The 25926-nt window shown below is 40.4% G+C and carries 26 protein-coding genes and 1 other annotated feature; of the genes, 4 read left to right on the forward strand and 22 right to left on the reverse strand.

All coding sequences use genetic code 11. From position 1 onward, the window contains the following. Positions 1-5 precede the first annotated feature (5 nt). Positions 6-1583, forward strand: a complete 1578-nt coding sequence (locus G3341_RS11900) for a phosphoethanolamine transferase (protein WP_154635596.1) — start codon at positions 6-8, stop codon at positions 1581-1583. A 77-nt stretch (positions 1584-1660) separates the two neighbouring features. On the opposite strand, the gene G3341_RS11905 is transcribed toward G3341_RS11900, so the two are convergent. From G3341_RS11905 to btuC, 11 genes are all read right to left on the reverse strand, one after another. Then, entirely contained in the window at positions 1661-2677 is a 1017-nt protein-coding gene (locus tag G3341_RS11905; RefSeq protein WP_154623367.1) for a lipoate--protein ligase, read from the reverse strand. 74 nt (positions 2678-2751) lie between these two features. Continuing rightward, entirely contained in the window at positions 2752-3240 is a 489-nt protein-coding gene (locus tag G3341_RS11910; protein WP_154623366.1) for a C40 family peptidase, read from the reverse strand. 99 nt (positions 3241-3339) lie between these two features. Beyond that, a complete protein-coding gene (gene arnF, locus G3341_RS11915; protein ID WP_154623365.1) occupies positions 3340-3738 on the reverse strand; it encodes a 4-amino-4-deoxy-L-arabinose-phosphoundecaprenol flippase subunit ArnF in 399 nt (132 codons plus the stop codon). Further along, positions 3735-4082, reverse strand: a complete 348-nt coding sequence (arnE, locus tag G3341_RS11920; RefSeq protein ID WP_154623364.1) for a 4-amino-4-deoxy-L-arabinose-phosphoundecaprenol flippase subunit ArnE — start codon at positions 4080-4082, stop codon at positions 3735-3737. The genes arnF and arnE overlap by 4 nt, the downstream gene beginning before the upstream one ends. After that, positions 4079-5737, reverse strand: coding sequence for a lipid IV(A) 4-amino-4-deoxy-L-arabinosyltransferase (arnT, locus tag G3341_RS11925; RefSeq protein WP_163862041.1), 1659 nt, complete (start codon positions 5735-5737; stop codon positions 4079-4081). Before arnT ends, arnE begins: the two co-directional genes overlap by 4 nt. Positions 5738-5744: 7 nt before the next feature. Next, a complete protein-coding gene (arnD, locus tag G3341_RS11930) occupies positions 5745-6638 on the reverse strand; it encodes a 4-deoxy-4-formamido-L-arabinose-phosphoundecaprenol deformylase (protein ID WP_154623362.1) in 894 nt (297 codons plus the stop codon). Continuing rightward, entirely contained in the window at positions 6638-8620 is a 1983-nt protein-coding gene (gene arnA / locus G3341_RS11935; protein WP_163862044.1) for a bifunctional UDP-4-amino-4-deoxy-L-arabinose formyltransferase/UDP-glucuronic acid oxidase ArnA, read from the reverse strand. The genes arnD and arnA overlap by 1 nt, the downstream gene beginning before the upstream one ends. After that, positions 8620-9612: an undecaprenyl-phosphate 4-deoxy-4-formamido-L-arabinose transferase gene (gene arnC, locus G3341_RS11940; protein ID WP_163862047.1), complete on the reverse strand. Its 993-nt coding sequence runs from the start codon at positions 9610-9612 to the stop codon at positions 8620-8622. The genes arnA and arnC overlap by 1 nt, the downstream gene beginning before the upstream one ends. Then, a complete protein-coding gene (gene arnB, locus G3341_RS11945; RefSeq protein WP_154623360.1) occupies positions 9612-10757 on the reverse strand; it encodes a UDP-4-amino-4-deoxy-L-arabinose aminotransferase in 1146 nt (381 codons plus the stop codon). The genes arnC and arnB overlap by 1 nt, the downstream gene beginning before the upstream one ends. A gap of 130 nt (positions 10758-10887) precedes the next feature. Next, positions 10888-11664, reverse strand: coding sequence for a vitamin B12 ABC transporter ATP-binding protein BtuD (locus tag G3341_RS11950; RefSeq protein ID WP_231131755.1), 777 nt, complete (start codon positions 11662-11664; stop codon positions 10888-10890). 2 nt (positions 11665-11666) lie between these two features. Further along, on the reverse strand, positions 11667-12668 hold the full coding sequence (gene btuC, locus G3341_RS11955) for a vitamin B12 ABC transporter permease BtuC (protein WP_163862050.1): 1002 nt from the start codon (positions 12666-12668) through the stop codon (positions 11667-11669). Positions 12669-12788: 120 nt separating this feature from the next. Between btuC and G3341_RS11960 the strand changes: the two genes are divergently transcribed. Next, positions 12789-13787, forward strand: a complete 999-nt coding sequence (locus G3341_RS11960; protein WP_163862053.1) for a RhoGAP domain-containing protein — start codon at positions 12789-12791, stop codon at positions 13785-13787. Between the two features lie 246 nt (positions 13788-14033). Here G3341_RS11960 and ihfA read toward each other — a convergent pair whose 3' ends face one another. The 8 genes from ihfA to thrS all read right to left on the reverse strand — a co-directional run bounded on the left by ihfA (position 14034) and on the right by thrS (position 22199). Further along, complete coding sequence (ihfA, locus tag G3341_RS11965) at positions 14034-14330, reverse strand: integration host factor subunit alpha (RefSeq protein WP_004263721.1); 297 nt, start codon at positions 14328-14330, stop codon at positions 14034-14036. A 4-nt stretch (positions 14331-14334) separates the two neighbouring features. Further along, on the reverse strand, positions 14335-16722 hold the full coding sequence (gene pheT / locus G3341_RS11970) for a phenylalanine--tRNA ligase subunit beta (protein ID WP_154623357.1): 2388 nt from the start codon (positions 16720-16722) through the stop codon (positions 14335-14337). 14 nt (positions 16723-16736) lie between these two features. Next, the gene (gene pheS / locus G3341_RS11975) at positions 16737-17720 is read right to left on the reverse strand and encodes a phenylalanine--tRNA ligase subunit alpha (protein ID WP_154623356.1); all 984 of its coding nucleotides are present in this window, start codon (positions 17718-17720) and stop codon (positions 16737-16739) included. A gap of 123 nt (positions 17721-17843) precedes the next feature. Then, positions 17844-17968, reverse strand: a sequence feature (Phe leader region). An 89-nt stretch (positions 17969-18057) separates the two neighbouring features. Then, positions 18058-18414, reverse strand: coding sequence for a 50S ribosomal protein L20 (rplT, locus tag G3341_RS11980; protein ID WP_004263714.1), 357 nt, complete (start codon positions 18412-18414; stop codon positions 18058-18060). Between the two features lie 42 nt (positions 18415-18456). Then, on the reverse strand, positions 18457-18654 hold the full coding sequence (gene rpmI, locus G3341_RS11985; RefSeq protein WP_004263702.1) for a 50S ribosomal protein L35: 198 nt from the start codon (positions 18652-18654) through the stop codon (positions 18457-18459). 92 nt (positions 18655-18746) lie between these two features. Continuing rightward, the gene (infC, locus tag G3341_RS11990) at positions 18747-19286 is read right to left on the reverse strand and encodes a translation initiation factor IF-3 (protein ID WP_163863602.1); all 540 of its coding nucleotides are present in this window, start codon (positions 19284-19286) and stop codon (positions 18747-18749) included. A 441-nt stretch (positions 19287-19727) separates the two neighbouring features. Continuing rightward, the gene (gene infC, locus G3341_RS11995; RefSeq protein ID WP_163863604.1) at positions 19728-20267 is read right to left on the reverse strand and encodes a translation initiation factor IF-3; all 540 of its coding nucleotides are present in this window, start codon (positions 20265-20267) and stop codon (positions 19728-19730) included. Between the two features lie 3 nt (positions 20268-20270). Then, the gene (thrS, locus tag G3341_RS12000) at positions 20271-22199 is read right to left on the reverse strand and encodes a threonine--tRNA ligase (protein WP_163862056.1); all 1929 of its coding nucleotides are present in this window, start codon (positions 22197-22199) and stop codon (positions 20271-20273) included. Positions 22200-22754: 555 nt separating this feature from the next. Here thrS and G3341_RS12005 point away from each other — a divergent pair. Together G3341_RS12005 and G3341_RS12010 are read left to right on the forward strand one after the other, a co-directional pair. Next, positions 22755-23390 carry a lytic polysaccharide monooxygenase gene (locus G3341_RS12005; RefSeq protein WP_154623354.1) on the forward strand — a complete coding sequence of 212 codons (636 nt, stop codon included), beginning with the start codon at positions 22755-22757 and terminating at the stop codon, positions 23388-23390. Between the two features lie 314 nt (positions 23391-23704). Beyond that, a complete protein-coding gene (locus G3341_RS12010; RefSeq protein ID WP_163862059.1) occupies positions 23705-23902 on the forward strand; it encodes a hypothetical protein in 198 nt (65 codons plus the stop codon). A gap of 59 nt (positions 23903-23961) precedes the next feature. On the opposite strand, the gene G3341_RS12015 is transcribed toward G3341_RS12010, so the two are convergent. The 3 genes from G3341_RS12015 to G3341_RS12025 all read right to left on the reverse strand — a co-directional run bounded on the left by G3341_RS12015 (position 23962) and on the right by G3341_RS12025 (position 25838). Next, positions 23962-24561, reverse strand: coding sequence for a LysE family translocator (locus tag G3341_RS12015; RefSeq protein ID WP_154623091.1), 600 nt, complete (start codon positions 24559-24561; stop codon positions 23962-23964). A 307-nt stretch (positions 24562-24868) separates the two neighbouring features. Then, positions 24869-25318: a methyltransferase family protein gene (locus G3341_RS12020; RefSeq protein WP_163862063.1), complete on the reverse strand. Its 450-nt coding sequence runs from the start codon at positions 25316-25318 to the stop codon at positions 24869-24871. Positions 25319-25436: 118 nt separating this feature from the next. Beyond that, positions 25437-25838, reverse strand: coding sequence for a hypothetical protein (locus tag G3341_RS12025; protein ID WP_154623094.1), 402 nt, complete (start codon positions 25836-25838; stop codon positions 25437-25439). Positions 25839-25926: the final 88 nt, after the last annotated feature.

Here is a 25926-nt window from a genome sequence, read left to right on the forward strand (position 1 = left end):
TATTTGTGAAACACCCCAGATTATCTGAATGGTATAAAAATAAGTTACAAGATAAGATTGTAAAAATAAAAAACTTACTTATCTACATTATCCCTCTTATCATACTTATTATTTCATCTAAATTAATGTTGAAGGGATCAGGCTACGCCCATCCAACCCCTAGAGATATTACTCTCGTTTGTGCTCTTTATATTATTCTCTATGCATCCAAGAAAGCCTATGTATGGATAGGAATACCAATTGCTATTCTGTATGCAATTTATACGCCCATTGGCTTAACATTTGATAAACCGACATATCAATATTTTGCATCGGTTATTGCAACCGATGCGATCGAAGGGATTGAATTTTTTACACAGATTTCAATAGTAAATTATTTTTATGCCATATTAATTATTATTGGTATTTTAGCCTTTAAAAAATTATGCTCTAAGCTAAATATTAATTACTATCGCAACAAAACATTAATGATTGTTTTAGTCATAATCGCCTTGATTAATCAATCTCCATTTGAATATTTCTATAACGTTTATGAATCTGCCACCAAGGTGAAAGAAGAAATTATCACGCTACGTGATTTTACTAAATCTAGTGAGTGGGGAAAATCGACATTAGATAATAACCAACATTATGATGATTATGTGTTAATCATTGGTGAAAGTGTGCGCCGTGATTATATGGGAATTTACGGATACCCGATAAACAATACGCCATTTTTGAATCGCGTGAATAGTACCATTATTGATGGTTTAAACAGCGCAGATAACAACACCATTGGTTCATTGCGGTTAATGCTAACGTTATCGGATAAAGAAACAGTTAAACCAAATTACGGACTTAATATTGTTGGATTAGCTAAATCAGCGGGTTTTAAAACGTACTGGATATCTAATCAAGGTTATATTGGTCAACATGATACACCGATTACGTTTATCGCAAAACATGCCGATGTCAAAAGATTTAATAAACTTGGCGCATTTAATTCTAATGATGAGAGTGATTTTTCACTGATCCCTCTCTTTAAAAAAGAATTGACTAGCCCGACTCAAAAAAAACAAAAAAGGCTTTTTATTATACATCTCTATGGCTCTCACCCGAACCCATGTGGCAGAATTGAGGACTATGATAATCCGTTTACCACTAAAGATATTAAATATCACAATATCTCGTGTTATGTCGCTAGCATCAATAAAACAGATGAAGTGATTGAGGCAATTTACTCATTACTAGAAAAGCAATACAAACAAAAAGATCGTACATTCTCAGTGATTTATTTTGCTGACCATGGTCTTTCTCATCAAGACACAGAAGAACAAATAAAAATTATGCATGGAAAAACGAAATATGCGTATCGCGTACCTTTAATTCAGCTTTCTTCAGATCAGGTATCGACACAATATATTATCGCTAAAAAATCAGGCATGATGTTTATTAATGGATTAGCAAGTTGGCTTGGTATTTCTAACCCACATTTAAAGGAAAGCTATCATTTATTTACTCCAGAGAGCGATGAAGAAGATTTTGGCTTAAGTGAAAAACTCGAAGCTAGAATGGATGATGCGATTAATATTCAAGGAAAATAAATAACGTTAACTGTTACTTGGCCTCCATCTATTTAGGTTCAATGGCTAAGTAACCGTTAACGAAAAGTGAATTTTATTTAGCTTAATTCGTGTATTAACCAACCTTCTAGGTCTGAAATTTGTTCAGCCAGTTCAGGCCACATCTGACGCATTTGTACAATCAGTTTACGAACAGTGTCAGTTTGATAAACTTGTTCGCTCAACTGCTGACTAAGCCATTCTAACGGTGATGGTTCAAGACTATCTGTGAAAAATTGACAACGTTTAATGACCCCTTTCTCGATATCAAAATGAAACTCAATACCTCCCCAAGGGAAACGAGTATCACTGTAGTGAGTAAAAGCAGGTGCTTGCCCAAAATTCCACTCCCAACGACTTTGTTTCGCAAAAGTGTCACTAAAATTGGGTAAATCTGGCAGTTTTTCAGGGGAAATAAATTCAGCGTCAACAGTTTCGCCGTAATAATCGAAGAAACTTTGTATAATGCCTTCACACACCTTTTCATGGCTAATATCCGCGACCAATTCGCACAAATTAGCCACTCGTGAGCGAACCGAGGTGATCCCTTTCGCCTGTAATTTTTTGGGATCGGGATTGAGGTAATCAGCTAAACGGTTTAAATCTGAATTAATTAATAAAGTGCCATGATGAAAGCCTCTATCTTTTGTTTCACGGTACGCTGAGCCGGAGATTTTACGCGGCCCATCAATCGTATTTAAGATTAAATCATTGCGTCCAGAAACTTCAGCGTCGATCCCCACACGCATCAAACCATCAACAATAATTTTTGTCGATATACTTTTATCATATTCAGGTTTGCCCGCCATAAAGGTGAAACAGGTATTGCCTAAATCCTGAAAAACAGCCCCTCCTCCACTACTACGGCGAGCTAAGCGGACATTATCTTCTTCCATACGACGCGTGTTACATTCTTTCCATGGGTTCTGCGCACGTCCAATGACGACGGTATCCGCATTGCGCCATAAAAACATGACCCGCTGGTCTGCTGGCATTTGGCGAAAAATAGTCTCTTCTACAGCAAGGTTAAACCAAGGATCGAACGATTCAGATATCAATAAACGTAAGCTAGACATAGTGCTACCTTAAAAGCAAAATTTGCTCTTAAGATAGCATAAATAAAGATAAAAATGAGGCAATGACAGTGAAATCAGATGCGACGAGCTTGCCAAAACACTTTTCGCCAATAGACGTTATCCATTGAAGAACGGATGACACCTTTACTGGTTGAAGCGTGAATAAAGGTATTATCTGTATCATAAATCCCAACATGTAAGCCATTTTCACCTGAACCGGTTTTGAAAAAAACCAAATCACCTGGCATTAAATCTGATTTATCAATACGGGTACCTAATCGGGTTTGATCTATCGTGGTACGGGGTAATTGAATGGCAAAACGATCATTAAAGGTTCGATAAACAAAACCAGAGCAATCAATACCGCTTTGACTCATCCCACCATAGTTATAAGGCGTGCCATACCACTGTTGTAATTGCTCCTTAAGTTGAGCAATTGTCATAATGGGATCCGATAATTGTGTTTTTAATGGCGGGGGCGGCGTCTTTTTTACCGATGTAGACGAACAGCCGATTAACACCAATGAAAACAATAATGGTAGATACTGCCATTTTATTATCATGCTGCACCCTGTGAATAAATCAGTGACATGTTTAATTTATTATCATAGCCGCTGAAAGATGAAAAATAAATAATCAGAAGTTTAAACTACCTCATTCTATTATTGAGACTTTGCTTTCACAGGTCGACTAATCAACCAGACGCCCAGAATAATAAAAGCAATTCCCCCTGCTTTTAGCCATGTCGCAGGCTCATTATACCAAGGCAAAATAACGGCTAATAGATAAACAAAAACATAGCTTAAGCTAATCAATGGATAGGCTTTATTAAGTGGAATTGATTTTAATGCCAATAGCCAACACAGCATCGATAAGGCATAACAAACTAAACCAACGCATACAATACTCAGATTAACCACATTGGTGATTAACCATTCGAGTTGCAACCAATGCCAGCCTAAAGTAAATGAAGGCAATCCCACAACGCCAGCTTTTAAGCTTAATTGTGCAATCGTGACTAATAGTGCGCTACCTATTACCCAAAAATAGCCTTTATTCATCCACTTATACTCATCAAGAAAATACCAAACATAATTGCCGCTACCCCTAACCAATGATTAAGACCTGTAGGTTCATGGTAAACAAATTGGCCAATTAAGGTAACTAACACAAAATTAATACTGAGCATAGGGTAAGCAATACTGAGTGGCATGCTTTCCAGTAGTTTTAACCAAAACAACATACCTAACCCAAGCATCAATACTGCTAGCAGCAGCCAACGAATGGCCGCTGCTGTTTTATTATGTTTATCACCTTGCCAACAGACAACGGCTTGTTTTTGTGCAATTTGCCCAAGACACGTTAGTACGCTGACGAAAAGCAATAGGAATAATTGTGCAATCATTGTTTGTGATATACCACTATCGCAATACGCGAATTACTAATGACTTCATCAGGTTTAGGAATGTCAGGTAATCCCTCTTTACGGCCGAGCAAGAAGACGACCGTTACTTGACCTTCTTGACGCGCTTTTGCTAGCCAAGCTGCAAATTGATCCGGTTTCACCAAACGATGTTGACTGTCTGGATACTCTAGGCCGTAAGTCAATTCACCACTGCTATTATACAAGTAAATATTTGAGTTTTTAGTTTCCCAAGCCAGTCCAGCCGCAATACCAACGTTACTTGCCATTAAGTATTTGCTATCCATTAATAAATCATGATGCTTATGAATAAAACTTTGTGGCAACTTTGAATTAATGGTGTTGTTTGGCAGAGCACTACCGATACATAAGCTTACTGCGAGTGAACAAGATGCAGCCCATAACCAATACTTCGCATTTAACACGGTACATAGGTAACCAATGATGCCCCAAATGGAGAAAGCAACGATACCAAGCACCATTTTCGACCACTCATCCGCTTCATACAAAGGACGCTTAATCACCGTTCCCGCCACAATAATTGCGATCACTGCTAGAACACCAATTGCAACATTGATGATCCCATTGGCTTTTAAAGCTTTCATTTTACCGCTACGCACACAATCCACACCATATTTGGCCATAAGTAATGCGAGCGGAGCCATAAATGGCAACATATACGTAGGAAGCTTACCGCGCGAGATACTGAAGAAAATAACTGGCACAATAAACCAACAAAACAAGAAAAACATATCTGGATTGGATTTACGCTCTTTCCAACCTTTAATTAGCGAGCCTGGTAGCAGACCAGCCCAAGGGATACTTCCTAACAGGATAATAGGAATGTAATACCAAAATGGGGCGATATGCTGAGCATCATCAGCGGTAAAACGCTTAATATGTTCTATCCAAAAGAAGTAATTCCAATAATCAGGCTCTTGCTTGGCGATAGATAGTGCCCAAGGTAAGCTAATGATTACTGCGGAAATAATCGCCAATGGCCCATACTTCACCATCTCTAAGAAGCGTTTTTGATAAAGGGTAATCGGTAACATCACAATCACAGGAATCGCTAATGCTAAGAAGCCTTTTGTCATAAAGGCCATCCCACACGCTAAACCAAGGCATATCCAAGCGCCTAGTTTTTCTTTTATCCCTCTCGCCTTCATCGCCCATAGGCAACAGTACATACTTGCCGCAATCCACAATGATAACATCGGGTCGAGTACACTGTATGTTCCTACGGCAAATACGAGAAACATAGACACATAGATGAAGCTGGCAACATAAGCTACATGATTGTTACGCCACATCATTTTTGCCATGCGATAAATCAGTAGCGCACTGAGCAAGATACAGAATACTGAACCAAAACGAACCGCAAAGTTAGTATCACCAAAGATCATTTGGCTGATATTGTTAATCCAATAGCCCGCAACAGGCTTTTCAAAATAGCGTATATCCAGCATATACGGCACGATCCAATCACCGCGTTGCAGCATTTCACGGCTAATTTCTGCGTATCGTGTTTCGTCTGGTTGCCAAAGTAAACGGCTATTTAACGGTAGCAAATAAGTTAAGATAAAAAAAAGAGCCAGCAGAGAGGCTCCTACTTTGCTCGCTCGGTTATTCAACATGCTTATACTATCCCTCTTCTTGGCAGCCAAGCCAGCCCTCACGCCCTGGGAATGGTGCACGAACCACTTTTCCTTTAGGCAGTGTGTTTATGTCTTCTGGCAGTAAATCACTCAATGTACAGAATTGGATTTCTTCTTGGGCAATTCGTTCCAATAATTGTGAAAATTGTTGTGATTTCGACATCCCTTCAACTTCGGTATGAATGGTGTAAACAGGCACACCTAGATCATCTTTAATGGCCTGTAGGATAAAATCATTAAAATCCTCATCACTCACAACAGTCCCAACAACTTCATCATAAGTGGGTAATGTGACAGGAATTTGTACTGTACCTATTGAACCATCTCGTAAAACAGGTCGAAATGGGTATTTACCACGACAGTCACTGTTGTAGTGAAACCCAAATTTTTGTTTAACTTCCAAGACACGCTCATCACCTCGCCACCCTGCAACAGCCGAACAGGTCACTGGTTGCCCAATCGCTTGCTGCAATGCATCGACCCCCAATTTAACTTGCTCAGTCAATTGAGCATCGCTCCATTTAGCGACTTTAGCTTGCCAACCTTGATGATCCCAAGCATGTAATCCAACCTCATGGCCTTCATCTAAGGTTTGTTTCATTAAATAGCCTAAATCTTTAGCTATTTTTTTGCCGGGCCACGCCGTACCCGCAAGTAAAATATCGAGTCCATATAAAGAAGCTGCATTCGACCTTAGCATTTTCCACAGGAATTTAGGACGCAAAAGGCGCCATAAATGGCGCCCCATATTATCGGGTCCTACACTGAAGAAAAAGCTGGCCTGAATATTATGCTGTTTAAGCACTTTGAGTAGCTGTGGTACACCTTCTAATGTGCCTCGATAGGTATCCACATCAATTCTCAAGCCAACTTTTTTCATTAGTTCTTACCTAATTCTTCCACTGCACCTTGCAAGAAGAAATCCAGCGTTTCTTCAATGGTATCTTTCATGTCAATGGTTGGCACCCACTCTAGCAGGCGACGCGCATTTTCAATACTTGGTTTACGATGCTCAACGTCTTGATAACCTTTACCATAGTAGCTGCTACTTTCAATTTCACGGAAGCCCGCAAACGGAGGGAAGTGGCCACGTAATGGATGATTTTCAAAGCTTTCAAGCAACATTTCAGCTAACTGACGAATGCTCGCTTCGTTCGTTGGGTTACCGATATTGATAATCTGACCGTCACATTTACCATCTTTGTTTTCAATGATACGGAACAGTGCTTCAATACCATCTTTAATATCAGTAAAGCAGCGTTTTTGTTCACCACCATCCACCAACTTGATTGGCGAACCTTCAACTAAGTTCAAAATAAGTTGCGTGATAGCGCGTGAACTACCGATACGAGCCGAATTCAAGCTATCTAAACGTGGTCCCATCCAGTTAAATGGACGGAATAGTGTAAACTTCAAGCCTTCTTTCGCACCGTATGCCCAAATCACTCGGTCTAACAATTGTTTAGACACGGAATAGATCCAACGTTGTTTGTTGATTGGGCCAACAATCAAGCGTGATTCGTCTTCATCAAACTCTTTATCATCACACATACCATAAACTTCAGAGGTCGATGGGAAGATAATACGCTTGTTATATTTCACACAGTAACGCACAACTTTCAGGTTTTCTTCAAAGTCTAACTCAAAGACACGCAGTGGATTGCGCGTGTATTCAATTGGCGTTGCAATGGCCACCAGCGGCAAAATGACATCACATTTTTTGATGTGATATTCGATCCATTCAGTATGAATGCTGACATCGCCTTCAATAAAGTGGAAACGTGGGTTACCAATGAAACGATCAATCGCCGATGAACTGATATCCATACCGTAAATATCATAATTATCATCTTGCAATAGACGCTCAGTTAAATGGTTACCGATAAACCCGTTAACACCAAGAATCAGAACACGCTTACGACGCTTGATTTGAGCGGTTGGCTTTGGTCCTACACGAACATCGGTGACGATGCCCATTTCGTTCGCCAGACGGTTTCCTTGCATATATAAGCCGGAATCGCCTTGTCCGCTAACGACTTCAATCGCACCTTCACCACAAGCGATACGCAGAGGATCGCTTGAGAGTACCGTTCCCGCACGTTTACCTTGATTGTCATCTAATACACGGGCACGCCAAATAACCATTTTACGCTCACCTAAATAGGTGAATGCTCCTGGATATGGTTCAGTCACTGCACGAACTAAGCAATCAATCTCTTTTGCAGAACGATTCCAATCGATCAAACCATCTTGCGCAGTACGACGACCAAAATAGGTTGCTTGGCTCTCATCTTGAGCGATCGCTTTATAGCTGCCCGCTTCAATTAATGGTAATGTTTTGTCTAACAAAACTTCAGCAGCTTCACGAACTTTTGCATGTAAAGTTAATGCGGTATCTGTGTCAGTAATCGCGACTTTTTCTTGCGCAATAATGTCACCAGCATCCGCTTTCGCAACCATTTTATGTAACGTGACGCCAGTTTCTTTCTCACCGTTCAATAGCGCCCAGTTAATAGGTGCACGGCCACGGTATTTAGGTAATAAAGAACCATGTATGTTAAATGCCCCCTTAGGAGCGAGAGCCAACAGTTCTTCACTCAACATATCACGATAATAGAATGAGAAAATCACATCTGGTTTTAATTCACGAATACGTTCAATCCACAGTGGATGGTTCACGTTTTCTGGCGCGTAAACAGGAAGTTCCATGTCTGCGCTGACACGCGCTACTGAAGAGAAAAAGTGGTTTTCGTTAGGATCATCAGTGTGAGTAAAGACTGCCTGAATGTCGAAACCTGCTTTTTTAAGCGCTTTCAGCCCTACACAGCCAATATCATGATAGGCAAAAACAATAGCTTTCATTAGTTTTCTTCCTGATTTTTGTCAGTCTTATCACTAGCACCGACGACTTTTTGAATAAAATAACGGGGTCTCGCGCGCACATCATTATAAATTCTGCCGATATACTCACCTAGTAAGCCCATCGCGACAAATTGTGCACCGATAAACATAAACAGTATGGCGAACAGTGTGAATACGCCGTCGGCAGCCCAAGTTGCACCGAAGAGTAGACGTAATACAATTAACAACACTGCTAGCAAGAAACCACCGACTGCAATAATACTACCAACGACACTTAACAAACGTAGAGGCGCCGTTGTTAAACAAGTCAGTAGGTCATACATTAAATTAATCAGCTTCATAAAGCTGTATTTTGAATCACCAAACTCACGTTCAGCATGAGCGACATCAATTTCAATGGTTCTACGCGCAAACGTATTTGCTAAAATTGGAATAAATGTGCTTCTTTCATGGCATTGCAACATCGCATCAATAATGTGACGACGATAAGCACGTAACATACAACCGTAATCGCCCATTGAGCGGCCAGTTGCTTTCGTGATCATCGCATTAATCATTTTAGATGCGGTTTTACGGAACCAAGAATCCTGACGATTTGCTCGGCGCGTACCAACTACATCATAACCTTGAGCCGCAGTTTGGACTAAACGTGGGATCTCTTCTGGAGGGTTTTGCAAATCTGCATCCAGAGTGATAACTAAATCACCATCTGCCTGATTAAAACCAGCCATAATTGCAGAGTGCTGCCCATAATTACGATTCAAAATAATCGCGATAACGTGGTTATCAGGATTTTCTGCCGCCTCAGTTAACATTTTAGCTGAACGGTCGCTACTGCCATCATCAACTAAAATTAACTCATAATCTTGCGTAAGTTGTTTACATGATTTAATTGTACGCTCAAGTAACTGAGGAAGACTTTGCTCTTCATTATAAACAGGGATTACAACAGAGACCTTTTTGATCTCTTCAAATTCATCTACAAATGACACTATTTTGACTCCAAAAGGATTTCATTTATCGCTTTAACAACCCGGTCAACATCTGCATCAGACATATCAGGGAAGAGAGGCAGAGAACAAAGCGTCGCGGTGTTCCATTCTGACTCTACAAGTGAGAGTTGCGGATATTTCTCACGGTAATATTTCTGTGTATGTGCTGCACGGAAATGCAAACCTGTACCGATATCATACGCTTTCAATTTTTCCATAAAGCTATCTCTATCAATACCACAGACATTTTTATCAACACGCACCATAAATAAGTGATTGGCATGTAAATGCGGGTATTCAGGAACTGAAAGCATTTGCAATGGCGAATTTTTCAGCGCTTCACGGTAACGTGCCACCAATTGTGCGCGTCGTTGATTCATCTCTTCAACACGGGACAACTGAACAACAGCTATCGCAGCATGAATATCAGATAAATTATATTTTAGACCGGGTTCAACCACTTCGGCTTGTGGTTTTCGTCCTTGCATTTGTCTATCAAAAGCGTCAACACCAAGTCCATGGAATTTCAATGTACGAACACGTTGCGCCAGCTCGTCGTCATCAGTAACAACAAGACCACCTTCTGCACAGGTGACATTTTTAATGGCATGGAAAGAAAAAATGGCCGTGCCGTGTTGACCAACCCATTCCTCTTTATAACGGGTACCGACCGCATGGGCAGCATCTTCAATTAATGGAACCCCCGCTTTTTGCGCAATAGCGCGTAAAGCGTCGAGATCACAAGGAGCACCTGCATAATGCACAGGAATTATCGCTTTCGTTTTCGCAGTGAGCGCTTTTTCTACCGCGTCAGGTTGCACCATTAGTGTATCACGGTCGACATCGATCATAACCGGTGTCGCACCTAGTAACTCAATCATATTGAGGGTGGATACCCACGTTTGTGAAGGCGTGATAACTTCATCGCCGGGACCAATCCCCAATGCCATTAACACAACGTGCATACCCGCAGTGGCTGAAGCTAATGCTATGGCATGCTTGCAACCATAACGCTCACAAAAATCTTGCTCTAACTGGTGGTTCTGAGGACCCGTAGTGATCCACCCCGAACGCAGAACTTTCTCTACTGCCTTAACCTCTTCGTCACCGATTGCCGGTTTTGAAAACGGAAGGAAATTGCTCATATAGTTTGCAGCCTAATTTTTTTATTAAGAAGAGAGTATTCTAGTCAAAGTTACTTTAACCGAACATCAACACCTGAAAACATTTATTATTACATAAAGCATAACCAAACAGACGATTAAAACAATTTTTCTACTCATCGTCAAAACTAATTACTCGCCAACTTTTGGCATCATTATTTGTGATTAAACTTATTTTACTTGCAAATATCTCAGATAAATTAACCTCAGTCATAACTTGCTCAGGTTTACCTGAAAAAATAATTTTACCTTCTTTTAACATCCAAATTCGGTTGGCATGTTGATAAGAGTGGCTAAGGTTATGACCACTCATTATAACCGTTCCTTGGCAATCACAAAAATATTTCGCCCATTTATCGAATCTGGATTGTTGAATAATATCCAAATTGTTCGTTGGCTCATCAAATAGGATAAATTTTCCACTTAAATCTTGACGATCCCAAACTTGCAAAAAAGTTGCAATAATACGTACTCGCTGCCACTCACCACCTGAAAGTTGTGCAATAGGTTTCATGAGCAACGATGTTAACTGAAAATCTCGGCATAGTTCCTCAAACAGTGCAATTTGATAATCCGTTGACGAATGGAAAAGGGTTAAATATTGAAACACCTTTAAAATAGGCTGTGTCGCAACTTGCTGAGGAAAATAGGCTCGCTGTTGACGTAGATCTTGAGTTCGATACTCTTTAAGTGCCCTACCATTGATATTTAACTGACCTGTAAAATTCAAAAAACCGCTCATCCCATTCAACAACGTACTTTTACCAGCCCCATTTGCGCCGAGTATATGGATTTGCTCACCCGGAAATACGGATTCATTAATATTGATAAGTCGATGGTCTATTGAAAATTGAATTAGCTCAATGGTAGGTTGTTCATTCATGCTCATATTTATCGCCATTGGTTATTACGCGCTAAAAGCCAAATAAAAATAGGGGCTCCTAAGGTTGCCGTTATCACGCCAATTGGCACTTCGGCATTAGCAATTAATATTCGGGACAAAATATCGGCTAATAATAACCCGCCTGCCCCCGCAATGGCACATCCTGGTAATAATGTGCGATTATCCGTCAAGCCAATTAAACGTAAAACATGTGGGATCACCAAACCGACAAAACTGATAGCCCCTGCAATAGCAACACTCAATCCAATTAAAACCCCTGTTACTATAATTAATACAAGGCGCCAACGATGATGAGAAAAACCAAGTTGATAAGCTTGTAACGAACCGAGGGACAAATAATTAAGTGTATTACCTTGGCAAATAGCCCATAACAAAAAAGGAGCACATGCCACAATTAATCCAAATTGACGCCAATCGATACCGCTAAAACTGCCCATCATCCAATAAAGTAGCTGACGCAAATCCAAGTTACTACTCATGTAAACCATCCATGTCATGATGGCACCGCATATTACGCCAAGGGCAACCCCTACAAGCAACAAGCTACTATTATTAAAATGTTTTACACGTGCGAAAAAAGATAATAGTAAGGTTAATAATAATGCACCAATAATGGCACCAACACTGATTAACCCATACTGAGTGATGCCATGGGATAATAAGACGGTCAATACGACTGCTACCCCCGCCCCATTACTGATACCCAATAGCCCTGGTTCCGCCAATGGGTTTTCAAATAGGGCTTGCATAATAGCCCCCGTCACCGCCAAAGATGCACCAATCGTAATAACAGCCAATAAGCGAGGAAAACGAATTTGCCAAACAAATAATTGCGCTGCCTCTTCACGCCATTGATGAGGCCATAACCACACTTCCCCCGCACAAAGAGAAAATAGTGCGATCACTATCAGCAATAGCCCTAGTACAGCAATACGTCGGCAGTCTGTTTTACGCTGTTTGGTCTGTAAGTATTCAACCGATTGATTCATTTAAAAATTATCTGATTTTTCCAATGGATTAAAGGATTATAGCTTTTTATGAAAGCAAAACCAAAGCAACGATTTTATGCTCCAGCTTAGTTCTAAGATCATTATTAAATAAGGTATTATATGGCTATAAAAACTTCAAACACTCCAATAAATAACCCCGTATCGTTGATTGAATCCGTCTTTCATCATGAGCAGAAAGGCTTTCTGGCTTCTATTCGCAAGATCATTAATTGTTGTAAAAGTTACTTTGGCATTCCTGCTCAATATCAGCATGAGTTAATAGAACAAAAAAATAAATCTATTGAGCCAATAAGTATCAAAAGATTAGATATACAGGAGCAAGAATCTTTGTTGCCACCTTCGCATTATAAAACATTTGATGAATTACAAGAGATGGAATCAAGAATAACACAGCAACAAACAGCAAAACGGATTGAAAAACAGAATGTATGCGCTATCAATGAATATATTGGTATCGCTTATGAAGATCGCCTTAAATACCAACAAATTAATGAGATTGGTACGGCTATTTTATCTCATCCAAATTACTTACATGAAACAGGACCCTTTCGAATCTCAGGCAACAAACAGAGAGTTGAAATAATATTGCAGCATCTCGCTAGTAATAAATCTATTGATTCCTTTTTTATTCAACAAAATAATATTGAAGTATCTGATCTAACATCAGCATATAAAAAATTAGTTGGCAACGTGTTAGATGGCTCATCGAGTGAACGAAAAACATTATCGACTCTCTTCACAAAATATCATGATGCCGTCGTAAACAAAGCCACCGTTAAACGTTTTATTGAAACAAAACCAACATTAGCAACAAGCGAAAATCATATTTTAGCCGTTTCTGATACAAAAATTGCAGACTCACTGCCACCACTAAAAAAACAGCCATTGATATTACAAATAGCAGTACCTCTGCTGATCGAAATTGGCCGTCATGCAGAAAAACACCAGATGACCCCAGAAAATTTATCGATTGCCTTTGCCCCGACTCTCGATAGAACCGATTATTCTAAAACAACGGGAAATCCGCTTGATCAACTCAAACAAATAGAACTTGCACAATTACCGATTCATTATTTTAGCGCATTATTGCATAGATAGACGTCTGAATATAAATTTTTGCACCTTTAAATCTATAGCTACCGATACCATTGGTAGCTATTTAAAATATCGATAAATACATTCGTGTTATCCATTCTCAATAACCTCTAACGATTTTTTAACTGACCGTCTGAAAGTCCTCTTCTGCCTCAATATAGATAGATAAAATTTATTGAGATAATGCTTTGCTATTAAAAAAACAAAAGACCGCCTAGGCGGTCTTTTATTAGCACTGCAAGTTTGCAATTACTCTTTCGGTGTTGCTTTTTCCACACGGCTTTTCAATTTTTGGCCAGGGCGGAAAGTAACAACACGGCGTGCAGTAATTGGAATATCTTCCCCAGTTTTTGGGTTACGTCCGGGACGTTGATTTTTATCACGTAAATCAAAGTTACCGAATCCAGATAATTTTACTTGCTCACCATTTTCTAAGGAAAGGCGGACCTCTTCAAAGAAAGTTTCCACAAGGTCTTTAGCATCACGTTTGCTAACACCCAGTTTTTCGAACAAATTTTCTGACATTTCAGCTTTAGTAAGCGCCATAGGTTTAGTCCCTCAAGGAGGCTTGGAATCGCTGTTTTAACGCAGCAACACACATATCAACGGTCGCGGTTATCTCTTCTTCTTCCATGGTACGAGCGGTATCTTGGAAGATGAGACTGATAGCCAGACTCTTGTAACCATCTGCTATCCCTTCACCACAATACACATCAAACAAGTTTATGCCAACTATATGATTTATGCCAACTTTTTTACACTCTGCCAGAACATCTGCGGCGGCAACGTCTTCTGGCACAACAACAGCGATATCACGGCGGTTCGATGGATAGCGTGAAATCGCCTTTGCATCAGGGATTACACGTTCTGTTATCGCATCACAGCGAACCTCAAAAATCACTGTACGACCATTTAAATCAAGTTTACGTTCTAACTCAGGATGAACAACACCAATGATACCAATATGTTCATTTTCCAGATAAATCCCAGCACTTTGTCCAGGATGCAACGCTGGATGTGCCTCAGGTTTAAATGTAATTTGATTCAGTTTGCCAGTCAATTCTAAAACAGCTTCGAGATCACCTTTTAAATCAAAGAAGTCCACAACTTGCTTATCTAATGACCAATGTTCTTCGAATCGATTTCCCGCGATCACGCCCGCCAGCATGGTTTCTTGGCGTATTTGATATTCTGCTTGATTATCAGGGATAAAGCGTAGGCCTGTTTCAAATAATCGAATTCTATTTTGCTGACGATTTTGATTATAGACGACGGTTGTCAAAAGTCCGGTTAACAGCGACAAACGCATCGCTGACATATCCGCTGAAATTGGGTTTGGTAACACTAACGCTTCTTGTTCAGGGTGAAGCAAGGCTTGTACTTTAGGGTCGACAAAACTATAAGTAATCGCCTCTTGGAAGCCACGGTCAACCAACAGCGCTTTGATACGCTTAAGTGGCAATTTAGCCTCTTTGTGTTCGGTCATGACAAGATCGGCACGTAACGGTACATCAGGAATATTGTTATATCCATATACCCGTGCAACTTCTTCGACCAAATCTTCTTCAATCTGCATATCAAAACGCCAGCTAGGTGCAACAACATCCCAACGGCCTTCAGACACCGCAACTTGGCAACCTAATCGCGTCAAAATATCGGTCACGACATCATCGGCAATAACATAACCAATCAATCGATCGAGTTTATTGCGTGTTAACGTAATATTTGCTGCTTTTGGTAAATATTCTGCATGGGTCGCATCGATAATTTCACCGACTTCCCCACCACAGATATCTAAAATTAATTGTGTCGCACGCTCAATTGCTTTGAATTGCAATTCAGGATCAACACCACGCTCAAAACGATGAGACGCATCCGTGTGCAAACCATAATTACGCGCACGACCCGTAATAGATAGTGGATTGAAAAATGCACATTCTAAAAGAATATTTTTCGTTTCACTGTTAACACCAGAATGTTCACCACCAAAAATACCCGCGATACCAAGTGCTTTTTGCTCATCGGCAATGACTAATGTATCCGTTTTCAGTGTCGCTTCACTACCATCTAGCAAGACTAGCTTCTCATCCTGCTTCGCCATACGAACGACGATAGCGCCGTTTAAGCGGTCAAGATCATAAGCATGCTGAGGTTGGCCTAATTCGAGTAGTACATAATTGGTAATATCAACAACCGCATCAATTGAACGGACACCACCACGACGTAATTTTTCTTTCATCCACATCGGAGTTGGTGCGGACACATCAATATTTTTGATGACACGACCAAGAAAACGAGGACAAGCTTCTGGTGCTTCAACACGGATTGGGAATGTCTCTGAAGTGGTTGCTTTCACTGCGTTAATTTGCGGTTCGATCAGCTCATGCTTATTAATCACCGCAACATCACGAGCAACACCGAGAATACTTAAACAATCCGCTCGGTTCGGTGTAATGCTAATTTCGATAACACGGTCATCAAATTTCAAATAATCACGCAAGTCAGTACCAATTGGCGCATCAAGTGGCAATTCAATGATACCACTATGATCATCAGAAATACCGAGCTCAGAGAATGAGCAAAGCATCCCTTCTGAAGGCTCACCGCGCAATTTTGCTGCTTTGATTTTGAAATCACCAGGCAACACGGCACCTACCGTTGCAACTGCGACCTTCAAACCTTGACGGCAGTTTGGGGCACCACACACGATATCGAGTAGACGCTCACCACCCACATTGACTTTTGTGACACGTAATTTGTCCGCATTTGGGTGCTGGCCACACTCAACCACTTCACCAACAACCACACCTGTGAATTGCCCTGCCACCGGTTCAACACCATCAACTTCCAAACCGGCCATCGTGATTTGTTCAGATAATGCTTCACTGCTAATGGCTGGGTTTACCCATTCACGTAACCAAAGTTCACTGAATTTCATGAGAAAGTCCCGCCTTATTTAAACTGTTTGAGGAAACGAAGGTCATTTTCGAAGAATGCGCGTAGATCAGAAACACCATAACGCAGCATTGTAAGGCGCTCCATTCCCATTCCGAATGCAAAGCCAGAGTAGACTTCAGGGTCAATCCCCACATTACGCAGAACGTTTGGATGAACCATACCACAGCCCAACACCTCTAACCATTTGCCATTTTTCCCCATAACATCCACTTCAGCAGAAGGCTCTGTGAATGGGAAATAGGACGGACGGAAACGAACCTGGACTTCTTCTTCAAAGAAGTTATTCAAGAAATCGTGCAATGTGCCTTTAAGGTTAGTAAAGCTGATATCTTTATCCACAATCAGCCCCTCTGTTTGGTGGAACATTGGGGTATGCGTTTGGTCATAGTCGTTTCGATAGACACGGCCTGGGGCAATGATACGAATTGGCGGTTGCTGACCGTTCATAGTACGAATTTGTACACCCGAAGTCTGGGTACGCAATAAGCGTTTAGCATCAAACCAGAAAGTATCATGGTCTGCTCGTGCTGGGTGATGAGCAGGAATATTCAAGGCATCGAAATTGTGGTAATCATCTTCAATTTCTGGTCCCGTTTCCACACTAAAGCCTAACTCACCAAAAAATTCTTCAATTCGCTGAATGGTACGGGTAACTGGATGTAATCCACCATTTTCCATACGACGGCCAGGTAATGAGACATCGATCTTCTCCGATGCCAAGCGTGCATTCAATATATCAGCCTGCATGGCTTCTTTACGCGCATTTAATGCATCTTGTACCTGTACTTTGGCTTCATTAATCACAGCCCCTGCTGCTGGACGTTCATCAGCTGGCAGATCACGCAACGTTTTCATCTGTAGTGTGAAGTGGCCACTTTTGCCTAAATATTCAACACGAACTGACTCTAACGTAGCAACATCTTGGGCCTGTTCAATGGCTGCTTTTGCCTGTGCAACCAACTCAGCGAGATGTGGCATTGTTTCCCCTTTATGACCTTCTGGTCGTTTTGCTAGTTATTCACCGATTTATTAAGTTATCACTTGCCATTCGTTAAATGGATAAGCACTTAACTGATTTTACTGCATTTTTCTTCAATCAAAAACAAAAAAGCCTCCTAGCGGAGGCTTTAGCGTAACTTTTAGTTTCTTTTCTTACGCGCGAAAGCCCCCGACATTCAGGTGCTAAAGTAAAAGAAGAAACGAAAAGCGACGATTAGCATATAATTAACTCGGTAAATAATGTGTACTATTAATGTAGTAACATAAAACAACATAAATGAAAAGAGGAAGTTACCTTCCTCTTTTCAAGCAAACATTAAGCTAAAGCGCCTTTCGCTTTTTCAACTAAAGCAGTAAATGCTGCTTTATCGAATACGGCGATGTCTGCTAGGATCTTACGGTCGATTTCAATAGACGCTTTTTTCAAGCCATTGATGAAACGACTGTAAGACAGACCGTTCTGACGAGCCGCAGCGTTAATACGCGCGATCCACAGTTGACGGAACTGACGTTTACGTTGACGGCGGTCACGGTAAGCGTATTGACCAGCTTTGATTACCGCTTGAAATGCTACGCGGTAAACACGAGAACGTGCACCATAGTAACCTTTCGCCTGCTTCAGAATTTTTTTGTGACGTGCACGGGCGATTACACCACGTTTTGCGCGAGCCATAGCTATCTCCTATCGTCTTTAATCTTATTAACCAATGTTTACTTATGCGTAAGGCAGGCAGGCAACTACCAGACCCAGATCGCCCTTAGATACCATTCCTTTCGGACGTAAATGGCGTTTACGCTTAGTAGACTTTTTAGTCAGAATGTGACGAAGGTTTGCATGCTTGCGCTTAAAGCCACCGCCTGCAGTTTTTTTAAAGCGCTTTGCTGCGCCACGTACAGTTTTAATCTTTGGCATTTCTTTAATTTCCAACTTCGCATTGTGATAAACTACGAATTAATTAGGCGAATAATCGTGCATTACTGCACAGTTACTACTTGATGGCCTAATTATTTCTTCTTCGGTGCCAGCACCATGATCATCTGACGTCCTTCAATTTTTGAAGGGAATGACTCCACTGACGCCAGCTCATCTAAATCAGCCTTAATACGGTTAAGTACTTCCATGCCGATTTGTTGGTGAGCCATTTCACGACCACGAAAACGTAGTGTAACTTTGGCTTTGTCACCATCTTCGAGAAAGCGAATCAGGTTGCGTAGTTTGACCTGATAATCACCTTCATCTGTACCAGGGCGGAATTTAATTTCCTTCACCTGAACAACTTTTTGCTTCTTCTTCTGTTCTTTTTGAGATTTGCTCTTCTCATAAAGGAATTTGCCGTAATCCATGATACGACAAACTGGCGGTTCGGCATTTGGGCTGATTTCAACAAGGTCTACCCCTGCTTCTTCTGCTTTTTCTAGCGCATCGCGCAAGCTCATAATGCCAAGCTGTTCGCCGTCTAAACCGGTTAAACGGACTTCAGTCACACGAATTTCGTCGTTAATACGATTTGGACGTGCTGTTGGGATTCTTTTTCCGCCTTTAATACTTTATTCCTCCAACTGGATAAAGAGAATTGCTAATCTTCTCTAAAGCATACATTTCAATAATCATTAAAGGTAACATATTCAACATGTTGATTACTAAAATGTCATATTCATTTGCCTATATGGGTTCCAATCTCTACGGACCGATATGGCGATTCGACCGCGGATTTTAATGCTTATTGCCCGATTACTCAAGTAGATAATCAATTTTTTCGCATTAATCGTTGCCTTTTGTTATTACCAACAGGGCCTAACAGAACGAAATATAAACAAATAAACACGTTTTAGGTTATTTGGTCTGCCGTGGTATCGCGTCATTCAATATACCACTAGCGTATAGGCAAAAAGGCTATTAACGCCGGTATACTCAATAACCTTGCTAATGACAATAAGGCAGTATAGCACCCACTTTTACTGTGGGTGCTGGTCATTATGACTTAATTATTTTTTCTTTGGTGCTAATACCATGATCATCTGGCGACCTTCAATTCTTGAAGGGAATGATTCCACTGACGCCAGTTCATCCAGATCAGCTTTAATGCGGTTAAGCACTTCCATACCAATCTGTTGGTGAGCCATTTCACGACCGCGGAAACGCAATGTCACTTTGGCTTTGTCACCATCTTCCAAAAAGCGAATGAGGCTACGCAATTTAACTTGGTAATCACCTTCATCTGTTCCTGGACGGAATTTAATTTCCTTCACTTGAACAACTTTTTGTTTTTTCTTCTGCTCTTTTTGAGATTTACTCTTCTCATAAAGATACTTACCGTAATCCATGATTCGGCAAACAGGTGGCTCAGCATTAGGGCTAATTTCAACTAGGTCAACACCAGCCTCTTCCGCTTTAGCGAGTGCTTCACGAACACTCATTACACCGAGTTGCTCACCGTCTAAACCGGTGACACGGATTTCAGTTGCACGGATTTCTTCGTTAATACGATTTGGACGTGCTGTTGGGAGTTTTTTTCCGCCTTTAATACCTTATTCCTCCATCTGATTGAGCTGACGACTGCGAATTTCTTCCAGCAGTTTGCTTGTAAATTCATTAACATCTAGGCTGCCTAAATCTTTACCACGACGGGTACGAACAGAGACTTTACCTGATTCAACTTCTTTATCACCACAAACTAGCATGTAAGGAACACGACGCAAGGTGTGTTCGCGAATTTTAAAGCCGATTTTCTCATTACGTAAATCCGCTTTCGCACGAATGCCAACACTTTGTAGCTTGCTAACTAATTCTTGAACATAATTTGATTGAGCATCCGTAATATTCATCACAACGACTTGTTGCGGCGCTAACCAAGTTGGGAAGAAACCTGCATATTCTTCTGTCAAAATACCGATAAAACGCTCAAGAGAACCTAATACCGCACGGTGAATCATCACAGGAACGATACGTTCGTTGTTTTCACCGACATAAGATGCATTGAGACGCCCTGGTAAGAAGAAGTCCAACTGGACAGTTCCGCATTGCCAAGCACGGTCTAAGCAGTCATACAGCGTGAATTCAATCTTAGGACCGTAGAATGCCCCTTCCCCTGGTTGGTATTCAAATTCAATACCTTGATCTTTTAATGCCTGAGCCAGATCCGCTTCTGCGGTATCCCACATATCGTCAGTACCGATACGTTTCTCTGGGCGTGTAGACAATTTAACAACTATTTTTTCGAAACCAAAAGTTGCATAAACGTCATAAATCATTTTAATGCAGTTAGTGACTTCACCTAAAATTTGCTCTTCGGTACAGAAAATATGCGCATCGTCTTGTGTGAAACCACGTACGCGCATTAATCCATGCAGTGCACCTGATGGTTCGTTACGATGGCAGCTACCGAATTCCGCCATTCTTAACGGCAAATCACGATAAGATTTCAAACCTTGGTTGAAAATTTGCACATGTCCTGGGCAGTTCATTGGTTTAACACAATATTCACGGTTCTCTGAAGAGGTTGTAAACATCGCGTCTTTATAGTTTTCCCAGTGTCCTGTTCTTTCCCAAAGTACGCGATCCATCATGAATGGACCTTTCACTTCTTGATAGTTATAAGCTTTTAATTTAGTACGTACAAAGGTTTCCAATTCACGGAAGATAGTCCAACCGTCATTGTGCCAGAATGCCATACCTGGCGCTTCTTCCTGCATATGGTATAAATCTAATTGCTTACCAATTTTACGGTGGTCACGCTTAGCGGCTTCTTCAAGACGAAGCAAATAGGCATTCAATTGTTTTTTATCTGCCCATGCGGTGCCGTAAATGCGTTGCAACATTTTATTATCGCTATTACCACGCCAATATGCGCCTGCCACTTTTTGTAATTTAAAGTGATGACAGAAACGCATGTTTGGCACGTGTGGACCGCGACACATATCAATATATTCTTGGTGGTGATATAAACCAGGACGATCATCTTGACTAATATTTTGATCAAGAATTTCCACTTTATAATCTTCACCACGCGCAACAAATGTTTCACGAGCTTCAGCCCAAGAAACACGTTTTTTAATTACGTCATAATCTGTTTTGGCAAGCTCCAGCATGCGCTTTTCAAGCTTCTCCAAATCTTCCTGCGTCAGCGCATAGTCCAGATCAATATCATAGTAAAAACCGTTATCAATCACTGGACCGATAGCCATTTTGGTATTTGGCCAAAGTTGCTTAATGGCATGACCTAACAAGTGAGCACAAGAGTGACGAATAATTTCAAGGCCATCGTCATCTTTACTTGTGATGATGGATAGATTGGCATCATTTTCGATGATTTCACAAGCATCAACTAGCTCACCGTTTACACGACCCGCGATACACGCTTTTGCTAGACCTGCGCCAATATCGCGCGCAACATCCATGACAGAAACGGCATGGTCGAACTGACGCTGACTTCCATCAGGAAGAGTAATAACAGGCATTAATAAATCCTTATCAGCAGTGGTGACCCACACGAAAGATCACTTGCTTGATTATTCCAAAGTTTATAAATCAATACGTTACCTTTAATTTCTCGCTGCACAATGCGAGGTATGCACACCAGTCTGTACACAAATGACAAAAATACTATGCACATTAAATGCAACTCAAAGACAATAATAACACAGACATATTTTAAGGCGATAGAGAGATAAGATTATTAATCCATTATATAAAGCCGCTAAAAAAGATATGCCTGTATAAAAAGGACCGAAAATTTAATCAATACTGCACAAAATTATTCAGCAACTCACCCCATTGAAAAGCGTAAATATAAAGTTGCTGATATTCATCATCGCTAGCCTAGCCGTATACTCAGCGACAAGTCAGCAAACAGTAATTATCTAACTGACATTGACTCCAAATAAATTAGGTTGTGCTTAGACAACACATAATCAGATCTGATAATCGTTAATAGTGAATTAACTCAGATAGCGTCGTTGCCAATCTTATTATCTGCACAACTTGACTTATAAGGAGCATAAGTGAGGTGTAATATGAAAAGCTTATGTAACGCTATACTATCGTTCTGTGCTATTGGTGTTATGTTACTCCTGTCGTCATCCCAAGTGAGTGCTCATGGTTACGTGTTAAGCCCTGAAAGCCGTGCTTACCAATGCTATAATGGCTATGGAAATGGCAAAGAACCAACCAACTTTGATTGTGGTATTAGAGGCACATCTGACCCACAAAGTATTGAAGGTTATAAAGGTTTTCCAGAAGCTGGCCCTCCAGATGGTCATATTGCGAGCGGAAATATTTCAACCTATTCTGAGTTGGATGTACAAACCCCAGATCGTTGGACAAAAGTTGATATGAAAACCGGCGAGAATACTTTCGTTTGGTATCTAACAATGAGCCATACATCGGCTTCATGGCGTTTTTTCATCACTAAAGCCGATTGGAATCAATCAGAAGCTTTAACTCGAGCAGCATTTGATTTAGAAAACTCTATTTGTGATCCTGAGCCAATCAGTGTGAGTGGCATTAATCCACCCACAAAAGAAAATATAGAGTTTAAATGTTATATTCCGACGGACCGAGAAGGCTACCATGTTATTCTCGCAATATGGGATGTTGCTGATACCAATAATGCTTTCTACCAAGTTATTGATGTTAATTTAAGCAATTAACGCAATAATGGCTCTCTTTATCCCTTTATTAAGAAGAGAGGCTCTTTAATGTAAGAGCCTCTCTACACTCAAATCATGATGGATTAACCAACAGATTATCTCAGTATCGACTTAGCGTTATTGATATCCTTAAAAACTATCAATAATCAGCAATATACTTTGTCACCGTTAATTTCTTGCCGCCGCGAGATAGATCTCTATCATCGGTTTTTTTATGGGGTGTTTTTATGAAAAAATTATACTGTTACTGACTTTTTTTTGTATCAACAGCCTCTTTAGCTGATTGCCATTTAAAAAAAGCCGCTAGGAATAAAATGTTGGATCAAAAAATTGGAATCTCCGGCCGTTGTGACACACAAAAAGCAATTAAAGATCAAGCAACCAAGCAAATCGATGAACGTTTGGGTATTCATTCTCAAAACATCAAGCAAAATATCAGCGATAAAAAAGAACATATCGAGATTCAAGCCACTCGCGTTAATATCAATAAAGCTACCGACAAAACAACATAGTTTAAATATGAGTACTATTTAACCATCCCATCATGGACAATAGTACTCGTATGATTTGATTATTGAAAAAGAACAGATATTGCACTGGCTGCTAATAATAACCCCATCACTAGGTTAAATTTTTTCAATACCTGTGGATTTTTCAATCGCTCTCTTAATTCACTACCAAACATTGCCCAAATCGTCACACACGGAAAATTAATCAAACTAAAAATAATGGCGACTATCAACATGGAGCTATAAGGATTCATAGATTCTGTATACAAAGCCATCCCTGACACGGCCATCATCCAGGCTTTAGGGTTAACCCATTGAAAGAGTGCGGCTTCTAATAGGGTTAATGGCTTTTCATTACCGTCTTTCGGTGAGCCAACTGAACGGCTAATCGTCGTTTTCCATGCCAGCCACAATAAATAAATAATGCCTATATATTTCAGAATATTGTAAACCACTTCTGAAGATTGAATTAAGGCCCCTACACCTAGGCCAACAGCAACCAACATCACAAAAAAGCCAAGGGATACCCCTAAAGCATGCGGCATAGTCCGTTTCAATCCAAAGTTCATTCCTGACGCAAGCAACATAATATTATTGGGTCCAGGCGTGATGGAGGTTACGAAAGAAAACATCGATAAAGATAAGAAAGTTTCAATATTCATAGTGTGTGCATCTATTGAGCAAATTATTAATAAAAAATAACCACAGAACCTTTACTCAATGCAGCAACTTTTACCCCGCTGAATACTGAGTAACTCGCAGTGTAAAGCGGTTTGATTTCAACTTTTTTATCTCTACGTGCGCATGCTTAGCTTAACCCCATTAATTCACAAACAGATATAACTGGTCATTGCTTTTTCTACCTATCTATAAATCAAACTATGTGGTCAATCGCGATATATTTCTCTAGCTGTCATAAAGAGAGATAATATTTAGTCGCTATTTTAGTCGCGATTCTATTGTGTATGGTTACAACCAGCGCCGAGTCTGTTGGCGATAACGTTGCCACTCTGCTTTAAAGTGTTCCGCTAAACATTTTTCTTCTTGCGGGATGGTATACAAATCGGTGATTAACCAAAACACTAGGCCAGACACCAAAAAATAGGGGGATTGAGTGAATAGCGCTAAGCTAACGCACATTGAAGTAAAAGCGAGATAGAGAGGGTTGCGAGAAAATCTAAATGGGCCCTCGGTAATTAAAGCTGTCGCAGGGCTGATAGGATTAGGAGACGTTTTGAAACGATAAAAATAATATAAACTGGCGGCTATCCATCCAAAACTTTCTAAAGCAACTAAGATACCTAGAACCCCCGTCCAACCAGAAAAACTCCACGCCAATATGTTTTTTGCGTAGAGCGCATAGAAGGCAATTGCGTTTAAAATTAACCAATTTAAGAAGGGTAATCTAAATATGCTCATGACAATCTTCCTGAATCAACCTAGCATACGTAGACTAACATAAATCAATTAGCTTGTTTTAAGTCGCCAATCATATTTTTTGATCTTGGGGGGATAAAGCGGCTGTGCGTTTGTACCATCAACGCTGATTATGTCCTAAAAAGAAAACACTTTTTAATCCTTCAAGACGAGCATATTCTTGCTGACAAACTAATTTACGCACTTGCATTGGCATACTATCAATACGCGAGCGAATTCCATTGAGTTGATCATCTAGCCCATTCATCCCTTTGATACTGACGATATCTTCATTGGTCTTTAAATAGTCTGCGAACGTTTGTAGGTTACTTTCTAAACTATCGCATACATTATTATTGACATCCCGACTTGGTATTAATGAGCTAATGGATTCCGGCAAAAGGTTTGCAACACTAGGATAAATATTTTGTTTCCATTGTTGTGGGAAAACAATAAATAGTGCAGCCATTGAGATACCAATCAGCATCACTAAGGCTGTTAGAGCCGTCATTACATTTTTCATTTACAACCCCAAACTGTCCTGTTTCACTGTCTCTAGGATACTGCATAAGGCGTAAAGCAATTTTTATAATAAAAAATTGTTTGTAAAG

Origin of the sequence: Providencia vermicola, assembly GCF_010748935.1 — a bacterium.
GTDB lineage: Bacteria > Pseudomonadota > Gammaproteobacteria > Enterobacterales > Enterobacteriaceae > Providencia > Providencia zhejiangensis.

Excerpts from the sequence above, each read along its gene's own strand:
- G3341_RS11905 (WP_154623367.1), bottom strand. The coding sequence starts at position 2,677 with ATGTCTAGCTTACGTTTATTGATATCTGAATCGTTCGATCCTTGGTTT.
- G3341_RS11910 (WP_154623366.1), bottom strand. The coding sequence starts at position 3,240 with ATGATAATAAAATGGCAGTATCTACCATTATTGTTTTCATTGGTGTTA.
- arnF (WP_154623365.1), bottom strand. The coding sequence starts at position 3,738 with ATGAATAAAGGCTATTTTTGGGTAATAGGTAGCGCACTATTAGTCACG.
- arnE (WP_154623364.1), bottom strand. The coding sequence starts at position 4,082 with ATGATTGCACAATTATTCCTATTGCTTTTCGTCAGCGTACTAACGTGT.
- arnT (WP_163862041.1), bottom strand. The coding sequence starts at position 5,737 with ATGTTGAATAACCGAGCGAGCAAAGTAGGAGCCTCTCTGCTGGCTCTT.
- arnD (WP_154623362.1), bottom strand. The coding sequence starts at position 6,638 with ATGAAAAAAGTTGGCTTGAGAATTGATGTGGATACCTATCGAGGCACA.
- arnA (WP_163862044.1), bottom strand. The coding sequence starts at position 8,620 with ATGAAAGCTATTGTTTTTGCCTATCATGATATTGGCTGTGTAGGGCTG.
- arnB (WP_154623360.1), bottom strand. The coding sequence starts at position 10,757 with ATGAGCAATTTCCTTCCGTTTTCAAAACCGGCAATCGGTGACGAAGAG.
- G3341_RS11950 (WP_231131755.1), bottom strand. The coding sequence starts at position 11,664 with ATGAGCATGAATGAACAACCTACCATTGAGCTAATTCAATTTTCAATA.
- btuC (WP_163862050.1), bottom strand. The coding sequence starts at position 12,668 with ATGAATCAATCGGTTGAATACTTACAGACCAAACAGCGTAAAACAGAC.
- G3341_RS11960 (WP_163862053.1), top strand. The coding sequence starts at position 12,789 with ATGGCTATAAAAACTTCAAACACTCCAATAAATAACCCCGTATCGTTG.
- ihfA (WP_004263721.1), bottom strand. The coding sequence starts at position 14,330 with ATGGCGCTTACTAAAGCTGAAATGTCAGAAAATTTGTTCGAAAAACTG.
- pheT (WP_154623357.1), bottom strand. The coding sequence starts at position 16,722 with ATGAAATTCAGTGAACTTTGGTTACGTGAATGGGTAAACCCAGCCATT.
- pheS (WP_154623356.1), bottom strand. The coding sequence starts at position 17,720 with ATGCCACATCTCGCTGAGTTGGTTGCACAGGCAAAAGCAGCCATTGAA.
- rplT (WP_004263714.1), bottom strand. The coding sequence starts at position 18,414 with ATGGCTCGCGCAAAACGTGGTGTAATCGCCCGTGCACGTCACAAAAAA.
- rpmI (WP_004263702.1), bottom strand. The coding sequence starts at position 18,654 with ATGCCAAAGATTAAAACTGTACGTGGCGCAGCAAAGCGCTTTAAAAAA.
- thrS (WP_163862056.1), bottom strand. The coding sequence starts at position 22,199 with ATGCCTGTTATTACTCTTCCTGATGGAAGTCAGCGTCAGTTCGACCAT.
- G3341_RS12005 (WP_154623354.1), top strand. The coding sequence starts at position 22,755 with ATGAAAAGCTTATGTAACGCTATACTATCGTTCTGTGCTATTGGTGTT.
- G3341_RS12010 (WP_163862059.1), top strand. The coding sequence starts at position 23,705 with ATGTTGGATCAAAAAATTGGAATCTCCGGCCGTTGTGACACACAAAAA.
- G3341_RS12015 (WP_154623091.1), bottom strand. The coding sequence starts at position 24,561 with ATGAATATTGAAACTTTCTTATCTTTATCGATGTTTTCTTTCGTAACC.
- G3341_RS12020 (WP_163862063.1), bottom strand. The coding sequence starts at position 25,318 with ATGAGCATATTTAGATTACCCTTCTTAAATTGGTTAATTTTAAACGCA.
- G3341_RS12025 (WP_154623094.1), bottom strand. The coding sequence starts at position 25,838 with ATGAAAAATGTAATGACGGCTCTAACAGCCTTAGTGATGCTGATTGGT.